The following is a 15,920-nucleotide window of genomic DNA, read 5'->3' as shown; positions in this document are numbered from 1 at the left end:
CGGAAAAAAATTTGGGCAGTCAAAGCGTTCAAACTTTGGTTGCTCGATTGGCACTCCGTTCCACATCGCGCACCTTTTTCCCACGCCAAAAGAAACGGATAGGAGTCCCCGGAAAAGCCAACTGTTGGCGGAATTGCTTCTCAATATAACGGCGATAGTTCTCATTGAAGCGCTTGGGATCATTGACAAATAAAGCAATAGCCGGAGGTCGGGTACTCACTTGAGTTCCATAGTAAATTTTCCCCTGTTTCCCTTGGCGAGTCGTCGGCGGACTGTGGCGCTTTAATGCCTCTTCGAGAACTTCATTAATCACCGCCGTTGTCACACGGCGCTGATGAGATTCAGCCGCCCGATCTACTAATTCTAGAATTCGTTCCACCCGCTGCCCCGTCATGGCACTAATAAACAGGGTTTCAGCCCAATCACAAAAGTACAGACGATCTCGAACTTGCTGCTCGTAATCATAAATGGTGTAGGAGTCCTTTTCAATAGCATCCCATTTATTGACAATAATCACGGCCGCCCGTCCTTCTTCCATGATGCGGTTAGCCAGTTTTTGATCTTGCTCCGTCACACCATCTACAGCATCAATAACCAATAACACCACATCACTCCGTCGGATGGCCTTGAAAGCGCGGTTAATGCTGAAAAACTCCGCCCCGTATTCCACATTTTTCTTTTTGCGGATGCCTGCGGTGTCGATGAGACGATAGGTTGTGCCGTTGCGTTCTACAACCATATCAATGGTGTCCCGGGTGGTGCCGGAAATAGGGCTAACGATGGCGCGGGATTCCCCAGTCAGGGCGTTGAGGAGGGTGGATTTGCCAACGTTGGGACGGCCGACTATGGCGACTTTGGTTTCTGGGGGGGCTTCCGGGATATCTTCGGGAGGGGGCAGGTGGGTAATCAGTTGATCTAAGAGTTCTCCTGTGCCGTTGCCGTGGATGGCAGAGAGGGGATAGGGTTCACCGAGGTTAAGTTCCCAAAATTGCGCGCCTTGGATTAGTCCCTGTTCGGGAGATTCGCATTTGTTGACGGCGAGGACGACGGGGACGGACTGTTGCCGTAACCATTGGGCAATTTCTTCATCGGCTGGGGAGGGGCCGGTTTGACCATCTACAACGAAGATGGCGGCTTGGGCTTCTTGGAGTGCAGCGATCGCCTGTTCCCGAATCAGGGGCAAAAATTCCGTATCATCATCAAAGACTAACCCCCCGGTATCCACAACCAGAAAATCCCGATCTTGCCAGAAGGCGGGCTGATAAGTGCGATCGCGGGTAATCCCCGGTTCATCATGGACAATGGCGTTACGACTAATAGCCAAGCGATTGACTAAGGTAGATTTCCCTACATTCGGGCGGCCAATCACAGCAACAATAGGAAGAGACATCACAAGAATACCCAGAAAAAATTGAGTCGGAACAGACGAGTTTCCGATCTTCTATCCTAGCGAGTTTTGGGGGGGAATGGGGTTAATTCATGGAGATTACACGGAACTAGAGGGCAATTCTGCCACAGGAGGCCGTTGGGGGAACAGGGGAGGGGCGCTGACTTTTAACACCCCCTCCAAAACCCAAGGGGCAAAGCGTTGACAGAGAAGGGCCAGATGACTTTGCCACCCCACTACAATCTCGGCGCGGTTTTGGCGCAATCCTTTCACTAAGCCTTTAGCCACTTGTTCCGGTGTCATGGGCGAGAGTCCCCGGAATAACTTCATTCCTCGCACCATATCGGTGTCAGTCAGGGAGGGCAAGAGCGCCATCACCCGAATATTATAGGGGGCGAGTTCTTGGCGTAGGGCCTGGGTTAAACCCAGCAGGGCGAATTTACTGGCGGAATAGGTGGACATGGTGGGGGCGGCCACTTTCCCCATCAAGCTGGATACGTTGACGATAGTTCCCTCACGGTAGGCGGCCATCCGTCGGGCAATTAGACGGGTGAGGGAATAGGTTCCCAAAACGTTGAGGGAAAATTCGGCCTGGACTTGGGAGGGTTGCGATCGCAAAAAGGACTGTTGATAGGCCACACCAGCACAGTTAATCAAGATATGAATCGGTCCATAGTTGCGCCAAGCCCGCGCAATGGCAATGTCCACGGCCTGAGTTTCCGTGAGATCCAAAGCCAAGGTCATGGCCTCCACGCCCAAAGCCTCGATTTCTTGGGCGACTTCGGTTAATTTTTGACGACTACGGGCAACTAACAAGATACGTTTTACCCCGCAACGTGCCAGTTCAAGGGCAATAGCGCGCCCAATACCCCGAGATGCCCCCGTGATGAGAGCGACTTTATTCTGCAAATGTTTCATGGTGGAAAACCTCCAATTAATGCGTTCTGTATGCCTCTGGTTGGCGTAATGGCACACCATTACTCCCCAGTTGAAAAAACTAGGTCAAGAGGTTATCAGAACCTATGTGATGGCTGCGTTGAAAGGGAATCCGGTTCTCGTGTTGGGTAAAGGATAGTGTTTAGCGAACCGAGTAATCCCTCACGGCAGCAGTGCCACTCGGCCGTATATTCAGGTCTTGTTCGGACATCCTGAGTAAATACGGGGTTGGGTTCAAAACTGCTCTAGGTTCAGAACAGTCGAACTCAGAAGAGAAACCCGTAAGTGATAACGAAGGAAAGGAACATTTTGAACATACCTCCTTAATGTGTTGGCGCAGCCTTCTGTCGGAAAGGTTAACCAGAATTTTGTTCTATGCACACTTTAGCAAGTAAATCAAGTATCGGCAACATTTTTTAATAACTTTTTTCTAACATTGTTTCCCGAATTACCTTAATGCTAGACGGCAAAAGGGTTTGGGGAACTTACAGGGGGTGAAGTCTCCCCAAACCTCTTGGATCTACAAGCGCGCTTGTAACAATTCCTGAATTTCTCCAAAATTTAGGGCAATGGGATTATTGCGGTTAGTGGTTTGGGCTAAAATTCGCCCTAAATCCCCTTCTGTGACACCATATTCACCTAAACGGGGGATTTTTAACTGTTCTGTCCAGTTTTCTAATTCTTGCACTAAAAAATCACCGTAATAGCCCGGAGATTTGCCCTCCTCCTGACTCATCCACTGCCCCAATTGGACCATTTTCCCCACCGCCGGATGATGGGGATCCCGGTTTTGCAGAGCTTGCCAGTTCACCCGTACCGCCGCCGCCATCAAAGTGCCACAGATGACACCGTGGGGAATGGGGAAATACCCACCGAGGGGAGAGGCGAGGGCGTGAACAATCCCCAATCCAGCATTCGCCAAGGCGACACCAGAGAGAAAGGAAGCATAGGCCATGCTTTCCCGCACTTGGGGATCTTGGGCGCCCTCTCCACAAGCCTTGAGGAGGTTACGGGAGATGATTTTAAGACCACTCCAGGCCAAAACATCACTGAGGGGGGAAGCGGTAGGGGAAAGATAGGGTTCCAAGAGTTGGGTAAAGGCATCCATCCCACAAGAGGCCGTAATTTCAGGTGGGCAGGAGGTCAACAAATCCCCATCAATAATCACCCCATCGGGAATCAAATGATCGTGACGCAAGGATTTCTTATACCCTTGGGGGCCAACCTGACTAATCACGGCGTTTTTCGTCGCCTCGCTCCCTGTGCCGGAGGTGGTGGGAATGGCGAGATAGGGGACTTTTATCCCACTGTGGGGGATGCCCTTGCCCACCCCTTCAAGATGATCAAAAATTGAATTCTCATGGGGCAACATAGCAGAAATGGCTTTTCCCGCATCAATCACACTCCCTCCCCCAATGCCGACGACAAGATTAATCTGTTGGGGGCGGTAGGTTTCGCAGCAGTGATCAATCCATTCGGTGGTGGGTTCTTGTTCACAAAACACCCGCCCCACCACCTCCCCTCCTTGCCCCAACAAGCTTTCAACTCTTGCCTCCTGACCCGATTTTTGCAGAGAACTTTTCCCTGTCACCCACAACACCCGCAAGGATTCCCCCCTGCCATAAGACTGCATCAACTGGGGCAACAATTGCAGTTTCCCCTGTCCCAAATAGAGGGGAGGAACTTTAGCAAAATTAAAAGGATTCATCATCGGTTTAAGGTGCAATCACTGTATAGGGAATCCCTTGACGCGCCTTCGCCATCCAAGGTTCTACTGTTTTCCGCCACGTTAAATAATGTTCCGTTTGTTTATGAGCCACCGCACCCGCTTCACTGGCATAGGCTTCATACAATATAAACGCCGTTGGATCTTGGGGATCTTGCAAAATATCAAAACGTCTATTCTCGGGTTCTTGAATCGAGTTTTCGTGATTGATCTTCGTGGCTTGAATAAAATCCTCTACATTTTCCGGCTTAACCCAGACATAAACACAAGTAACAATCATGACTTTTTCAGTACCCACTAAAATATTGTCAAAAAACTAATATTATTTGACTAACTACGTCAAGGTTTTGTAAAAAATATTCATACATAGAGTTAATATGACTCTAATTTGATGCACCCTAGACCTATTTTTAACTTCAAGAAAAATCCTAGATCATTTGTTGTAATTGAACCGCAATTTCTTTCAGACGATCTACCTCAGATTTCGTTTGGGTAATTCCAGCCACAATGGAATAAGAAGTCTCTTTAATTGAGTTCATCGCTTCCACAACTTGCTGAATTGCCACATTCTGCTGTTGAATATTCACTGTCACCTGTTGGCTATTGTCAACTACATTAGCAATAGCATCATTAATTCCCTCAAACGCGGAAGCTGTTTTGCCCACAATAACTACACTTTCAGCCACAGCCATTTTACCATTTTCACTACTAAACACCGTTTGATGAATGGCTTGGTTAATATCTCCCACTAATGTATTAATTTTATCGGCGGATTGTTTACTTTGTTCTGCCAGTTTGCGAATTTCTGCCGACACAACAGTAAAGCCTTTACCATGTTCGCCTGCTCTCACCGCTTCCACCGCAGAGTTTAACGCTAACATATTGGTTTGATTGGCTAAAGTTCCCACTAAACCCGCAATTGTACCGATTTGACCCGCTTGATTTGCTAATAAATTAATCTGTTCAGAAATACCATTCATGCGACCACTTAAATTGTGCATTCCCGCTAGGGTTTCCTGAACCGTTTGATTGCCATTCTCTGAAGTGGCTAAAGCTTGGGTAGCAGACTGAGAACTATTCGCGACTTGAGCAAAGGCATTTTGAAAAGATGTTCCCAGTTCATCCATTGTTGCTGTAGTTTGATTTACAGCCCCAGCTTGTGCAGAAATTTGGGTTTCATGATTCTGCACTGTAACCATAATTTCTTGAGTGGATTTGTTAATGGCTTTAACAATAGACTGGACTGGAATCAAAACAATATTATGTACAATAACATAAGTTGTTAAGCTGAGTAAAATAATTATAGCAAAGCCACCCCAATTGATCCATAAATGAATATTTTTTACTCGCTCAACAGAATCTTTTCTTTGTTCTAAAAGATTGTTTTGTTCAACAAACATGATATCAATTTGTTCGCGAACTTGATCCATGATTTGCATTCCTCGACCAGATGTTACCCATTGCTTCAATATTTCCTCTTGACCAGATTTTTTTAACTCAATTGTGGCTTTCAAGTCTTCCATTTTTTGGTCAGATAACACCTTGAGATTTCGTAAATTATCAATTTGAGTTGGAGTATCGGCGACTTTGTTGAATAACAATTTAATCTGATCGTCTATTACGCTAACCGTGTTGTTATAAGGTCTTAAAAAAGTAGGATCTCCAGAATAGATATAGCCGCGCTGTCCTGTTTCAGCATCCACTAATATCTTTTCAAGTTGCTTTAACTCCGCTTTCACTTGATAAGTATGCTCAACCCAGAAATTGGTTTCATCTAGCATTGAATTCACTTTCTGAGTTAATAAGCTACTGGCTAGAACTAAGATTCCTATGATGCTTAAACTCATGGGTAGAATCTGTTTAATTTTCATTGTTTCTGTCAATCTTCTAGTTTTATTGCCTTATCCTATTATTTCTGTTTTGATTGTCCATTAACAAAATTTTTCATAAAAGTTTATCTGAGTCTTCAACGCCTTGTTTTTTCTTTACACAACGGTTAGTGTATTGAATCGTGTGTAATAAAAAATGTAAATTTTCAAAACTAGAGTTCTAGAGTCATTTCCAAGGTTTGATCCCCTTCCCAGTACAATAAACAGAGAACCTCAATAGTCTCAGCCGTGATGACTTCTCTATCGAACTTCAACTTAGATCCTAAAATTGAACTGCTACAATGGTTAGCCCGAGGGTCTTTAAAGCAAAATTTGCTGCGTGCCATTCGTTTATGGGTGTGGCTCAAGACCTTATATGGCGAAGAAAATGTTAAACTAGAATTACCCTCGGCTTTTACCTTAGCCGATTGGCGAAAGGCTTTTTTTTCGCCAACTCATCCCACTGGGGATATCGTTCCCACCGCTCATGATGACTGTTGTGCTTGCCTAAAAACCACTGCACAATGGTTATTTTCTGAGTCTCACTACTCCGAACAAATTTGGCGAGAGTCTTTACAACAGCATACGCCTATCCCAACCCCAGAATTGGATAAACTATTACAACGGCGCTTATTTGCCTTAACTCGTCGTTCCTTACAGGGAGACTTACAGATTCTCAGGGAGTTGGGATGGGTAGAATACTATAATTTTGCCTATCATCGGGTGACGGAGTTTCCCCTGTATCCCTTATCTGAGGAAGATTCTAGCCGTTTACCTTTGTTGAATATTGATTTAGGTGCGATCGCCGATACCTTCAAAACACCTCTCAATCACTATCCCCGTTTCGTTCTCGATGTAGACTATATCGTACCTAAACAGCAATTAGACCGGGTGGAAGACTGGCACTATACCCTGAGAGAAATCTGGTTAAAAGACCCCATTCCGCCCCTGATTCTCACCTACAAAAGTGCGCGACAAAATGAGATAGTACAGCCCATTGTTTACCCCCTTAGTCTGTATTATGTCCGTCGTGCTGTTTATCTTTGCACCTATGGCCAGTCTCCAGACTTGCAGGACTCCTTCTATAATTACCGCTTAGATCGGGTGCTAGAAATCCAAGCGGTAACTTGGCAGGATGAACGGATTCCCCCTAGTCTTGCCCAAGCTTGGCAAGGTCAAACTCTCCCCACACCGGATATTATTACTCAAGCCCTTGATGAAGCTTGGGGATTTGATTTTTATGCCCAAAAAACCCGGTTACTGTTGCGTTTTGAACGAGATTTTCATGATCGTTATGTCCAACAAACCCATCGTCACCCCACGTTTAAACCCGTGGAATGGGAGCAAGTAAAAATACTGATCCAGCAAGAATTAAACCCAGAACAACAGGTCGCTTTAAGGTTAATTCTAGACCAACGTTCTCCCCAAGATGCCTACTATTGCGCTTGGTATCGTGCAGGAGATATCAATGTTATCCAGCGTTTACGCGCTTGGCGCCCCTTTTGTGAGGTCTTACTCCCTTGGTCTTTACGACAGAGGATGAGGGAGGAAATAGGGCAAGAAATGAAGTTTTACCACTCAACGGATTAAGCTTTTTCGGCTGTTCACTTGTCCCTTTCCTCTCTGCTCTGTGGGGGGTAGCTTAAATCTTTACTTAAACTTCAACCGCTTTCCGAGGTCATGGTATTATCATGTCGGTAAGAGATGAATATTAAGGTAACAACTATGACACAAGCACCAGTATCTCCTGCGGTGCTAGTCATCTTAGATGGCTGGGGTTATCGAGAAAGTCAGGATGGGAATGCAATCCGTGAAGCAAAAACCCCTGTTATGGATAGTTTATGGGAAGCGTATCCCAGAACTCTCATTCGCACTTCAGGCAAGGATGTAGGTTTACCCGAAGGTCAAATGGGGAACTCTGAAGTGGGTCATCTGAATTTAGGCGCAGGACGAGTCGTGCCGCAAGAGTTAGTGCGGATTTCTGATGCAGTAGAGGATGGAACCCTGCTCCAAAATCCAGTGCTTGTGGAAATTTGCCAACAAGTCCGTTCTACTGGGGGAAAGTTACATCTATTTGGACTCTGTTCAGAAGGGGGGGTTCACTCCCACCTGTCCCATTTATTGGGTTTACTGGACTTGGCGAAGTCCCAAGGGTTAAAAGAGGTCTGTGTTCATGCCTTTATGGATGGTCGAGACACGAAAACCACTGAGGGGATTAACTCGCTACGTCAGGTCCAAGCGCATATTAACAAAATAGGGGTCGGTCGCATTGCTACGATGATCGGGCGTTATTATGCCATGGATCGCGATCGCCGTTGGGACCGTACCGAAAAGGCCTACGACACCCTAACCCAAGATGGGACAGGGGATGGGCGGACGGCCGTAGAGGTGATCCAAAGCTACTATGATCAGGAGATCACCGATGAGTTTATCCCCCCCACTCGCATTACTTCCGGGGCTGTGGAAGCCGGGGATGGGGTGATTTTCTTTAATTTCCGCCCCGACCGCTCCCGACAATTAACGACGGCTTTTGTTTCTGAGGATTTTGATGGCTTTGATCGCGATCGCCTTGATCCCCTCTTCTTTGCCACCTTCACTCAATACGATGCCACCCTCCCCGTCCCCGTCGCCTTTGAACCCCAAAACCTGAAAAACATCCTCGGGGAAGTCATTGCCGCCCAGGGAATGCGACAACTCCGCACCGCCGAAACCGAAAAGTACCCCCATGTCACCTACTTTTTTAATGGCGGTTTAGAGCAACCTTTTCCGGGCGAAGATCGGGAATTAATCCCCAGTCCTCGGGTTCCCACCTATGATCAAGAACCCGCCATGTCCGCCCAAAAAGTCACCGACTTAGCCTGTGGGGCCATTGAGAAGGGGATTTATCATCTGGTGATCATGAACTATGCTAACCCCGATATGGTCGGCCATACCGGGAACATAGAGGCCGCCATCCAAGCCATTGAAACGGTCGATCGGTGTTTAGGGCAGTTATTAGCCTCCATCAGCAAAATGGGCGGCACCGTGCTAATTACCGCCGATCATGGCAATGCCGAGTATATGTGGACCGAGGATCATAAACCTTGGACTGCCCACACCACCAACCCCGTCCCCTTAATTTTAGTCGAAGGGGAAAAACTGAAAATCCCCGGTCACGGCACCGAAGTCCAGTTACGAGATGATGGCCGCTTGTGCGACATCGCCCCCACCATCTTGGAAATTTTGCAACTCCCCCAACCCCCCGAGATGACCGGACGTTCCTTGTTTCAACCCGTTGGGTTTGAAGTTCGTCCCAACCGCAGCCCGGTAAAAGTTGGGTTATAAGGTGATTCGTGCAGGCGAGAAGAGAGGGCAGGGTGTTCTATCTAACCTCTCTTCTCGCTCGTTTATGAACAAGTGTAACGTTTTTGCTCCAGAGATTGATCTTTTTGCATCGAAAATGATAGTTTAATAGTGGACACAACGAGGACAGAACCCTCGAAACCGGAAAACCATCAGATTGGATTGAGCTTGTGTCCCCCGCTCAAAATCTGGTAAACATCCAAACATCTTCTTCTAAACATCTTCTTCTAACGATTTGTTTGGCTAACAGCTTGTTTAGCTAACAGCTTGTTTAGATGACTTGTTTAACGACTTGTTCGAGTAAAGTACAGAACTCCACTCCATCTGTTTTATTAGAACCTGTTCAATTTATAAAATTGCTCAAGTCAACTTATTAAGAGTTGAAGTTAGGGGTTCAAGTTTGAAAGCTTAATGTTCAATACTTGTTTCCACTCAGGACTTTAACTTAAGTTAACATTGATCCCAAAGTTGTTACTTGGTCAGTTGTTCCCGGAATGAGGTTCTACTCGTTAGGAGTTCCGATTAGGTTGAATACAACTGAATAATCCTCTCCCTCACATTTTTGGTTTCCTCGTGACTTGTTTTGTTTGTCTTGTTTATTTGTCTGTGTTTGTTTATTGATCAGCTAGATTTCTAGCAAATGGCTCACAATCCTATGGCTCATAATCCTAGGGTGGGGTTTGCTGGAAATAGGGTTTTCATAAAACCAATAGCTGAAGTGCGGTAGATTTAGAACAGAGAAGTAGAACAGTAGAAGGAGGAAAAAGAAAACGAAGAACGTGAGAGGAAACCTCCAAGAGGGAGAGTCTTCATAGCCTCGTTTTCAGAGTCCCCCAGTGGACTGCTACGATGTCCGTTAATAGAGATTGCATCTCAATCAATCCTTAAGGTGATTAACCTGCCAGTTGCTTTTAACCCCGACCTTGGATTTATACACTGGGTTTTTTAACCCTAATGATGTTGTATCTGAAAAGTGAAGGTATATCATTCAGGTCGTCTGGTTGATTATAGTACGGTCAAGGAATTAATCACAATCATCAAACCTGAAACGGTGAAAGAGTGCAATCCTTCCAGAAGATCACACGAAAAATAGACCGAAAAATAGACCGAAAAATAGAGGAAGGTGTTTGATCCATTGTAAACCTTAGTTAGTGAGAAGTTTATCCGTCTAATTCATTTTCTTAATTTCCATTGCAGTCGTTCGATCAATACCCGTCATGGCTACTTTAATTTCCGTAGCATGACGGGTTTTAAATGGGCAGTTTTTAGTAGGTTGGGTGAAGCGACAGCGTAACCCAACAAAACTGTAAATCACCCCTCACTCAGCACAAAATCAACATCACTGGTGCCAGAAGTTTCGCTTTGTCCCGTTTTGAGCAACGTCCCATTCACATCCACGGCAAAGGGAGTATCACCCAAACTCAAGTTATAGTCAGTTTTTGCGCTAGTATAGCCCACACTGGCGATCATTTTACGCCCTTGATCGGTATAAACAAAAGCCAACAATTGGTTTTTATTCTGTTTATTATCTCGCGCCCAAATAACCATATATTGCTTGCCGAGATAATCAAACACTTTAGGGGAACGAGTGGGAACATAGCGCCCAGCCTCGCCAAAACTAGCATCTAAAAACTTTTGAACTGAATCATCTTGAACCACAGCATAAGCGACTTCTGCGGCAGAGGTCGGTTCTGCATCGGGTTGACTATCTTGTACCACTTCCTCTTTATTCTTATTGCGGAAATAATCTACCGCTTTTTTCGTGCCGATGGCTCCCACAGCCGCAACACCTGCACCAATTAATACATTGCGTAGTTTGCTCATTAGGGTTTCCCTCCTAGAGTGAACTACCCCACCCTGCCTAGGCGCGAGGATGGAGCTTCCTGATTCAATGGGAAGTGCTTTCTATACCGAAATATAGCGAGTCTTATCTTCCCTCCCCAAGCAGAAGTCCTAGTTCCTAAGACCCAAATTTTCTCTTGCAACACAGCCCTTTTTAGCTTGGTTTTCGCTTTGGGAGTTAGTGGTCAGGATCTATTTATCTTAGCATGGATTCGCTGTCGCTCAGTATGGCTTGCTGAATAACACCAGATGCTAGGCTCAACAAGGGAACAGGGAACTCTTAACAGGGAACAGATCATCTAAAACTGGCACGATTGCCTATTCCCGACTCCCGACTCCCGACTCCCGATTCCCCAACTCTCGGACTTATTCAGCAAGCCCTCAGTATATTGCTGGGTTGCTATCCATCCGGTCCCTGCAAGCGAGGAAGGGGAATTCCGCAACATTTTTGTTAAATCTGGGTTGATCCTAGCATCTTCTCCTCACCCGCAAATCTTGGGAAAACCTTAAACGACTTGATTCCGGCCGCGATTTTTGGCTTCATAGAGAGCCTGATCGGCCATATCTAACAACGTACCCGGTAAAGTGTCTAAGGTGGGGATCATGCTGGCTACACCACAACTTAGGGTAATATAGGGGGAAATAGGCGATCGCTTATGGGGAATCTGTAATTGCTCCACCCCTTGCTGTACCGACTCCGCCACCCTTAAAGCTCCCTCTAAAGGGGTATTGGGTAACAATAGAATAAACTCCTCCCCCCCATAACGAGCGGCCAAATCCGAAGGACGCTTGATAATACCTTGAATCACCTCAGCCACTTGTTTTAAACAGGAATCTCCCCTAGGATGACCATAGGTGTCATTGTAGAGTTTAAAATAATCCACATCGCACATAATCAGCCCAAGATGTTGGGATTCTCTCATACAATGCCGCCACTCTTGCTCAAACCGTTGGTCAAAATAAAGACGATTCTTCAGTTGAGTTAAACCATCGACAATGGCCAAGTTTTTTAGTTCTTGATTGGCATGACTTAGACGTAATTCTAAAAACTTACGCTCTGTCACATCTCGAAGAGTTAAAGAAACGCCGTCTCCTAACTTAACGGCAATGACATGATACCAAGCTTCATAGTTTTCCGTTTTGTAATAAAAATCTTCTTTTAAGGAATTTCCAGTTTGCACAACTTCAACAATTTTAGTCATAAAATAAGGATTAATTTTACTCATAATCCGCCGAAATAAAACCTTACCAATTAACTGATCCGTCGGTCGGTCTAAAATTTTAGCAATCACGGGATTCACCAGTAAACAACGAAAATCTTCTATTTTTCCGGTTTTAGGATCTCGAATCGCTTCTAAGGCCGTAATGCCATCTAAGGAGTGATTTAAAATACTACTAATAAAAGCCCGAGATTGATACAAAATCTCAGTCGTTTGTTGATGCTTCAGAAGTTCTGTTCGTAACTCCTCCTCTTTTTCTTGACGCTTTTTAATTTCAGATTCTAAGGTTTTTCGTTGTCGTTGTAATAAGAGTTGATGCTTAACCCGTGCTAAAACTTCTTCCTGCTGAAACGGCTTAGTTAAATAGTCCGCTCCTCCCACATGAAAGGCTTTAACTTTATCTAAAACATCATTTAAGGCACTAATAAATATAACGGGAATATCAGAGGTTAATGGATTGCTTTTGAGTTGCTTACAGACAGTATAACCATCCATCCCGGGCATTCTAACATCCAATATTACTAAATCCGGCTGACTGGATTCACAAGCCAACAAAGCGGTTTCTCCATCGAGAGTTTTGCGCACTTTGTAGTCATATTTTGACAAGATTTTACTTAAAACTTGTAAATTTTCCTTTAAATCATCTACGATGAGGATATTTTCCTGATTTCCCGTCATAGTCGTTTTCCTACACAAGTTAAGTCCTGATGATTTAGATTACAATTAGATTACAATTAGATTACAATAAGAGGTTCAACTAATAACCTGATTTTATCAAAGCGATATTGTGAAACTAAATCACTTAACCCCTGAGATAGTGCCTCCTGATTCGCCGGAATTTGCTCAATTAATTCTACAAGTTCTTCCTCTTCTAAGTCAACCGACGCTTGATATAGGCGGGCAATCCAATCTTTAGGCATTTTCATAAAATCAAGAGAGGTTAACTCTTTAATGGGTTTTACTGGAGTAATATTTTCCTCCTTAATCTCGTCAATAAAACGAACCCCTAAATGTTCTTCTAAGAGTTCTAATATCTGAATTTCGTCAAAGGGTTTGCGCAGAAAACCATCGCAACCAATGGCCTCAATCATCTTGCGTTGTTCATCCAAAACACTAGCGGTCAGAGCAACAATTACGGTATCCTTTCCCTTGGGACTACTTTTAATCCTTTGCGTCGCGGCATAACCATCTAAAACAGGCATCCTCATGTCCATCCAGACTAAATGGGGATCCCATTCTTCCCAGATTGCGATCGCCTCTTCTCCATTATGGGCTGTTTTGAGGGAAAATCCCAAGGGTTTCAGCAGTTTGACCAATAATTGACAATTGGTGGGTTTATCATCGACAATTAACAGGCGATAGGTGGGTTGATTAGGTTCGAGTCCTATCACCCGACGAGCAAGACGTTCTGGAGAATTGGGAATAACGGCTGAGAGATGAATAGGAAAATTAAAACAAAATGTTGTTCCTGAACCCACTTGACTATGAACTTCAATTGTTCCCCCCATTAACTGCACAATTTTTTGACATAACGCTAGTCCTAAACCTGTTCCTTCTTGGGATTCTCTTCCGGTTAGAGTTTGGGTAAAAGGAATAAATAAATCTTGTATTTCATCTGAAGCAATTCCGGGGCCAGTGTCTGTCACTCGAACAAAAATGATATCTTGTTCTATCTCCTCTTGCCATTGTTTTTGGTAGTGAGCATAAAGAGAAACACCACCGACATGGGTAAACTTAAACGCATTACTTAAGAGATTAATTAGCACCTGACGGAGTTTAACTGAGTCAGAGTTAATATACTGGGGCAGGTTACTGGATAGTTCAATGTGGAAGTACAATCCTTTTTTTTGTGCTGTCAGGTCAAATAAAGTTTCGACTTCTTCGAGTAGATTATATAAATTGAAGGACTGAATCTCTAACAGCATTTTCCCTGATTCGATTTTAGATAAATCTAACACCTGATTAATTAAAGTGAGTAAATATTGACCACTTTTATAAATTATTTCTATATTTTCTTGTGTCTCCTCCTCTAAGGAACTGTTATTCAGCATCAATTGAGAGAACCCTAAAATGGCATTTAGGGGCGATCTTAACTCATGGCTCATATTGGCTAAAAATGCGCTTTTAGCTTGGTTTGCAACCTCAGCTTTCTCCTTTGCTTCGGCTAAATCGACTGTTCTTTTTTGTACCTTTTTTTCTAGTTGAATATTAACAGTGTGCAGTTCTAAAAACATCTGTTTTAACTGTTCTGCCATCAAATTATAAGACAGTGTAAGTTGTCCAAGTTCATCTTTTCTTGTTGTAGGAATAGGTTTTTCCCAGTTACCTTTTGCTAACTCTTGAGCCGCTTTATTCAACCGCAAAATGGGCTGAGTGACCCAGTGGCCTGTCATAGTACCGATGACAATAGCTCCTCCTAGGGCAATCAATGAAATCCATATCGTTTGGCGGGTACTGGCTTTAATTTCTGCCATAAAATCATCTTGAGGAATGATCACAAACAATTGCCAGCTTAACTCGTACTGCTGGGTTAAGTTAAAAGACTTAATGTAATACTTTTTCTGGTTTAATTGAATTAATTTAATCCCTTGATCTCTTAAAACAGTAGCTCCATCAGGGTTGGACACATACTGAGACACCTGACGAGTAATGGCATTTTGACTATTGACTCCCTGAAGGCGGAAAATTTGTTGATTTTCAACGAAAACAGGATTTTCTTCAATAGAACTCGCCACAATCTGACCGGATTGATCTAGAATGAAAGCCTGTCCTGTTTGACCAATATTTAAAGATTCTAGAAAGTTTTGTAGATTTCTAATCTCTAATTGAACAACACTGATTCCTTGGGGTGCATCAACTCCCGGCACAAATAAAGGTCTAGATAAAGCAATAGAAAAACGATCAGGATTAATAAAACGCTGATAGACATCTATCCAAACCTCCTCTTGATGAGTCATGGCTTTTTGATACCAAGCCCTTTCTGTAAGGACAAAGTTGGGTAAATCGACTTTAGCATTGGTTAAATTGTAGGCATCTTCTAGGGTTAAAAACCCTTGATAACGAAAGTTTGTCCTCACTCCATAAATGGCTACCCCTTCTTCGGGAACTCCTTTCGCATAGGCTTGTCCGGCTGCCCGATATTCTCCATTATTGACATTCACTAATTGAATTCCTGTTACAGCATCAAGGCGATTTTTTTGATACTGATCCAATAAATAGGGCAACCATTGATCTATGTTTTCTAAATCGAGAACACCGGAGTTGATTAAAGCCTGATGATTGCGGACGATTTTGACCGGAACATCTAAATAACTGTGAACTTCCTTTTCAATGCGATCGCCAATTTCCCCCATTAACGCCTCAACTAAGGACTCCACAGCGTTTCGTCCATTGCGAAAAGAGAGATAACCCACTAAACTCACCGTTGCCAAAATTTGCAACACAAAGGGAAGGACAAAAACAACCGGAAGCGTTATTTTTTTTAACCCAGCATCAAAGAATTTTATTTTCATCTCAATTAGAGCCTACAATTCAAGTTAATCAAGGGACAGGGAGAGAAAACATAGATTTTGTTCGGTTTCCCCGTCCACAAATGAGAT

The 15,920-nt window shown here is 44.2% G+C and carries 10 protein-coding genes; 2 read left to right on the top strand and 8 right to left on the bottom strand.

Going from position 1 to position 15,920, the window contains the following annotated elements; translation table 11 throughout:
* Window positions 1–28 precede the first annotated feature (28 nt).
* The 5 genes from der to SPI9445_RS27200 form a co-directional block, all read right to left on the bottom strand.
* Entirely contained in the window at window positions 29–1,390 is a 1,362-nt protein-coding gene (gene der, locus SPI9445_RS0101195; protein ID WP_017302885.1) for a ribosome biogenesis GTPase Der, read from the bottom strand.
* 96 nt (window positions 1,391–1,486) lie between these two features.
* Complete coding sequence (locus tag SPI9445_RS0101190) at window positions 1,487–2,305, bottom strand: SDR family NAD(P)-dependent oxidoreductase (protein WP_017302884.1); 819 nt, start codon at window positions 2,303–2,305, stop codon at window positions 1,487–1,489.
* A gap of 538 nt (window positions 2,306–2,843) precedes the next feature.
* Entirely contained in the window at window positions 2,844–4,034 is a 1,191-nt protein-coding gene (locus tag SPI9445_RS0101185; protein ID WP_017302883.1) for an iron-containing alcohol dehydrogenase, read from the bottom strand.
* Window positions 4,035–4,038: 4 nt separating this feature from the next.
* Window positions 4,039–4,329 (bottom strand): antibiotic biosynthesis monooxygenase, encoded by a 291-nt coding sequence (locus SPI9445_RS0101180; RefSeq protein WP_017302882.1) that lies wholly within the window; start codon window positions 4,327–4,329, stop codon window positions 4,039–4,041.
* Between the two features lie 148 nt (window positions 4,330–4,477).
* Window positions 4,478–5,920, bottom strand: a complete 1,443-nt coding sequence (locus SPI9445_RS27200; protein WP_017302881.1) for a CHASE3 domain-containing protein — start codon at window positions 5,918–5,920, stop codon at window positions 4,478–4,480.
* Between the two features lie 249 nt (window positions 5,921–6,169).
* Here SPI9445_RS27200 and SPI9445_RS0101170 point away from each other — a divergent pair, with 249 nt between their 5' ends.
* Both SPI9445_RS0101170 and gpmI read left to right on the top strand, forming a co-directional pair.
* Window positions 6,170–7,507 carry a TIGR03985 family CRISPR-associated protein gene (locus SPI9445_RS0101170; protein ID WP_017302880.1) on the top strand — a complete coding sequence of 446 codons (1,338 nt, stop codon included), beginning with the start codon at window positions 6,170–6,172 and terminating at the stop codon, window positions 7,505–7,507.
* 135 nt (window positions 7,508–7,642) lie between these two features.
* A complete protein-coding gene (gene gpmI / locus SPI9445_RS0101165) occupies window positions 7,643–9,241 on the top strand; it encodes a 2,3-bisphosphoglycerate-independent phosphoglycerate mutase (protein ID WP_017302879.1) in 1,599 nt (532 codons plus the stop codon).
* Between the two features lie 1,329 nt (window positions 9,242–10,570).
* Here gpmI and SPI9445_RS0101160 read toward each other — a convergent pair.
* The 3 genes from SPI9445_RS0101160 to SPI9445_RS0101150 all read right to left on the bottom strand — a co-directional run bounded on the left by SPI9445_RS0101160 (window position 10,571) and on the right by SPI9445_RS0101150 (window position 15,833).
* Window positions 10,571–11,083, bottom strand: a complete 513-nt coding sequence (locus SPI9445_RS0101160; RefSeq protein ID WP_017302878.1) for a hypothetical protein — start codon at window positions 11,081–11,083, stop codon at window positions 10,571–10,573.
* Window positions 11,084–11,607: 524 nt separating this feature from the next.
* Window positions 11,608–12,999, bottom strand: coding sequence for a diguanylate cyclase domain-containing protein (locus SPI9445_RS0101155; protein ID WP_017302877.1), 1,392 nt, complete (start codon window positions 12,997–12,999; stop codon window positions 11,608–11,610).
* Window positions 13,000–13,055: 56 nt separating this feature from the next.
* Window positions 13,056–15,833: an ATP-binding protein gene (locus tag SPI9445_RS0101150; RefSeq protein WP_017302876.1), complete on the bottom strand. Its 2,778-nt coding sequence runs from the start codon at window positions 15,831–15,833 to the stop codon at window positions 13,056–13,058.
* Window positions 15,834–15,920: the final 87 nt, after the last annotated feature.

The organism is Spirulina subsalsa PCC 9445 (genome assembly GCF_000314005.1).
Classification (GTDB): domain Bacteria; phylum Cyanobacteriota; class Cyanobacteriia; order Cyanobacteriales; family Spirulinaceae; genus Spirulina_A; species Spirulina_A subsalsa.
This window is presented reverse-complemented; position numbering and strand designations above follow the sequence as displayed.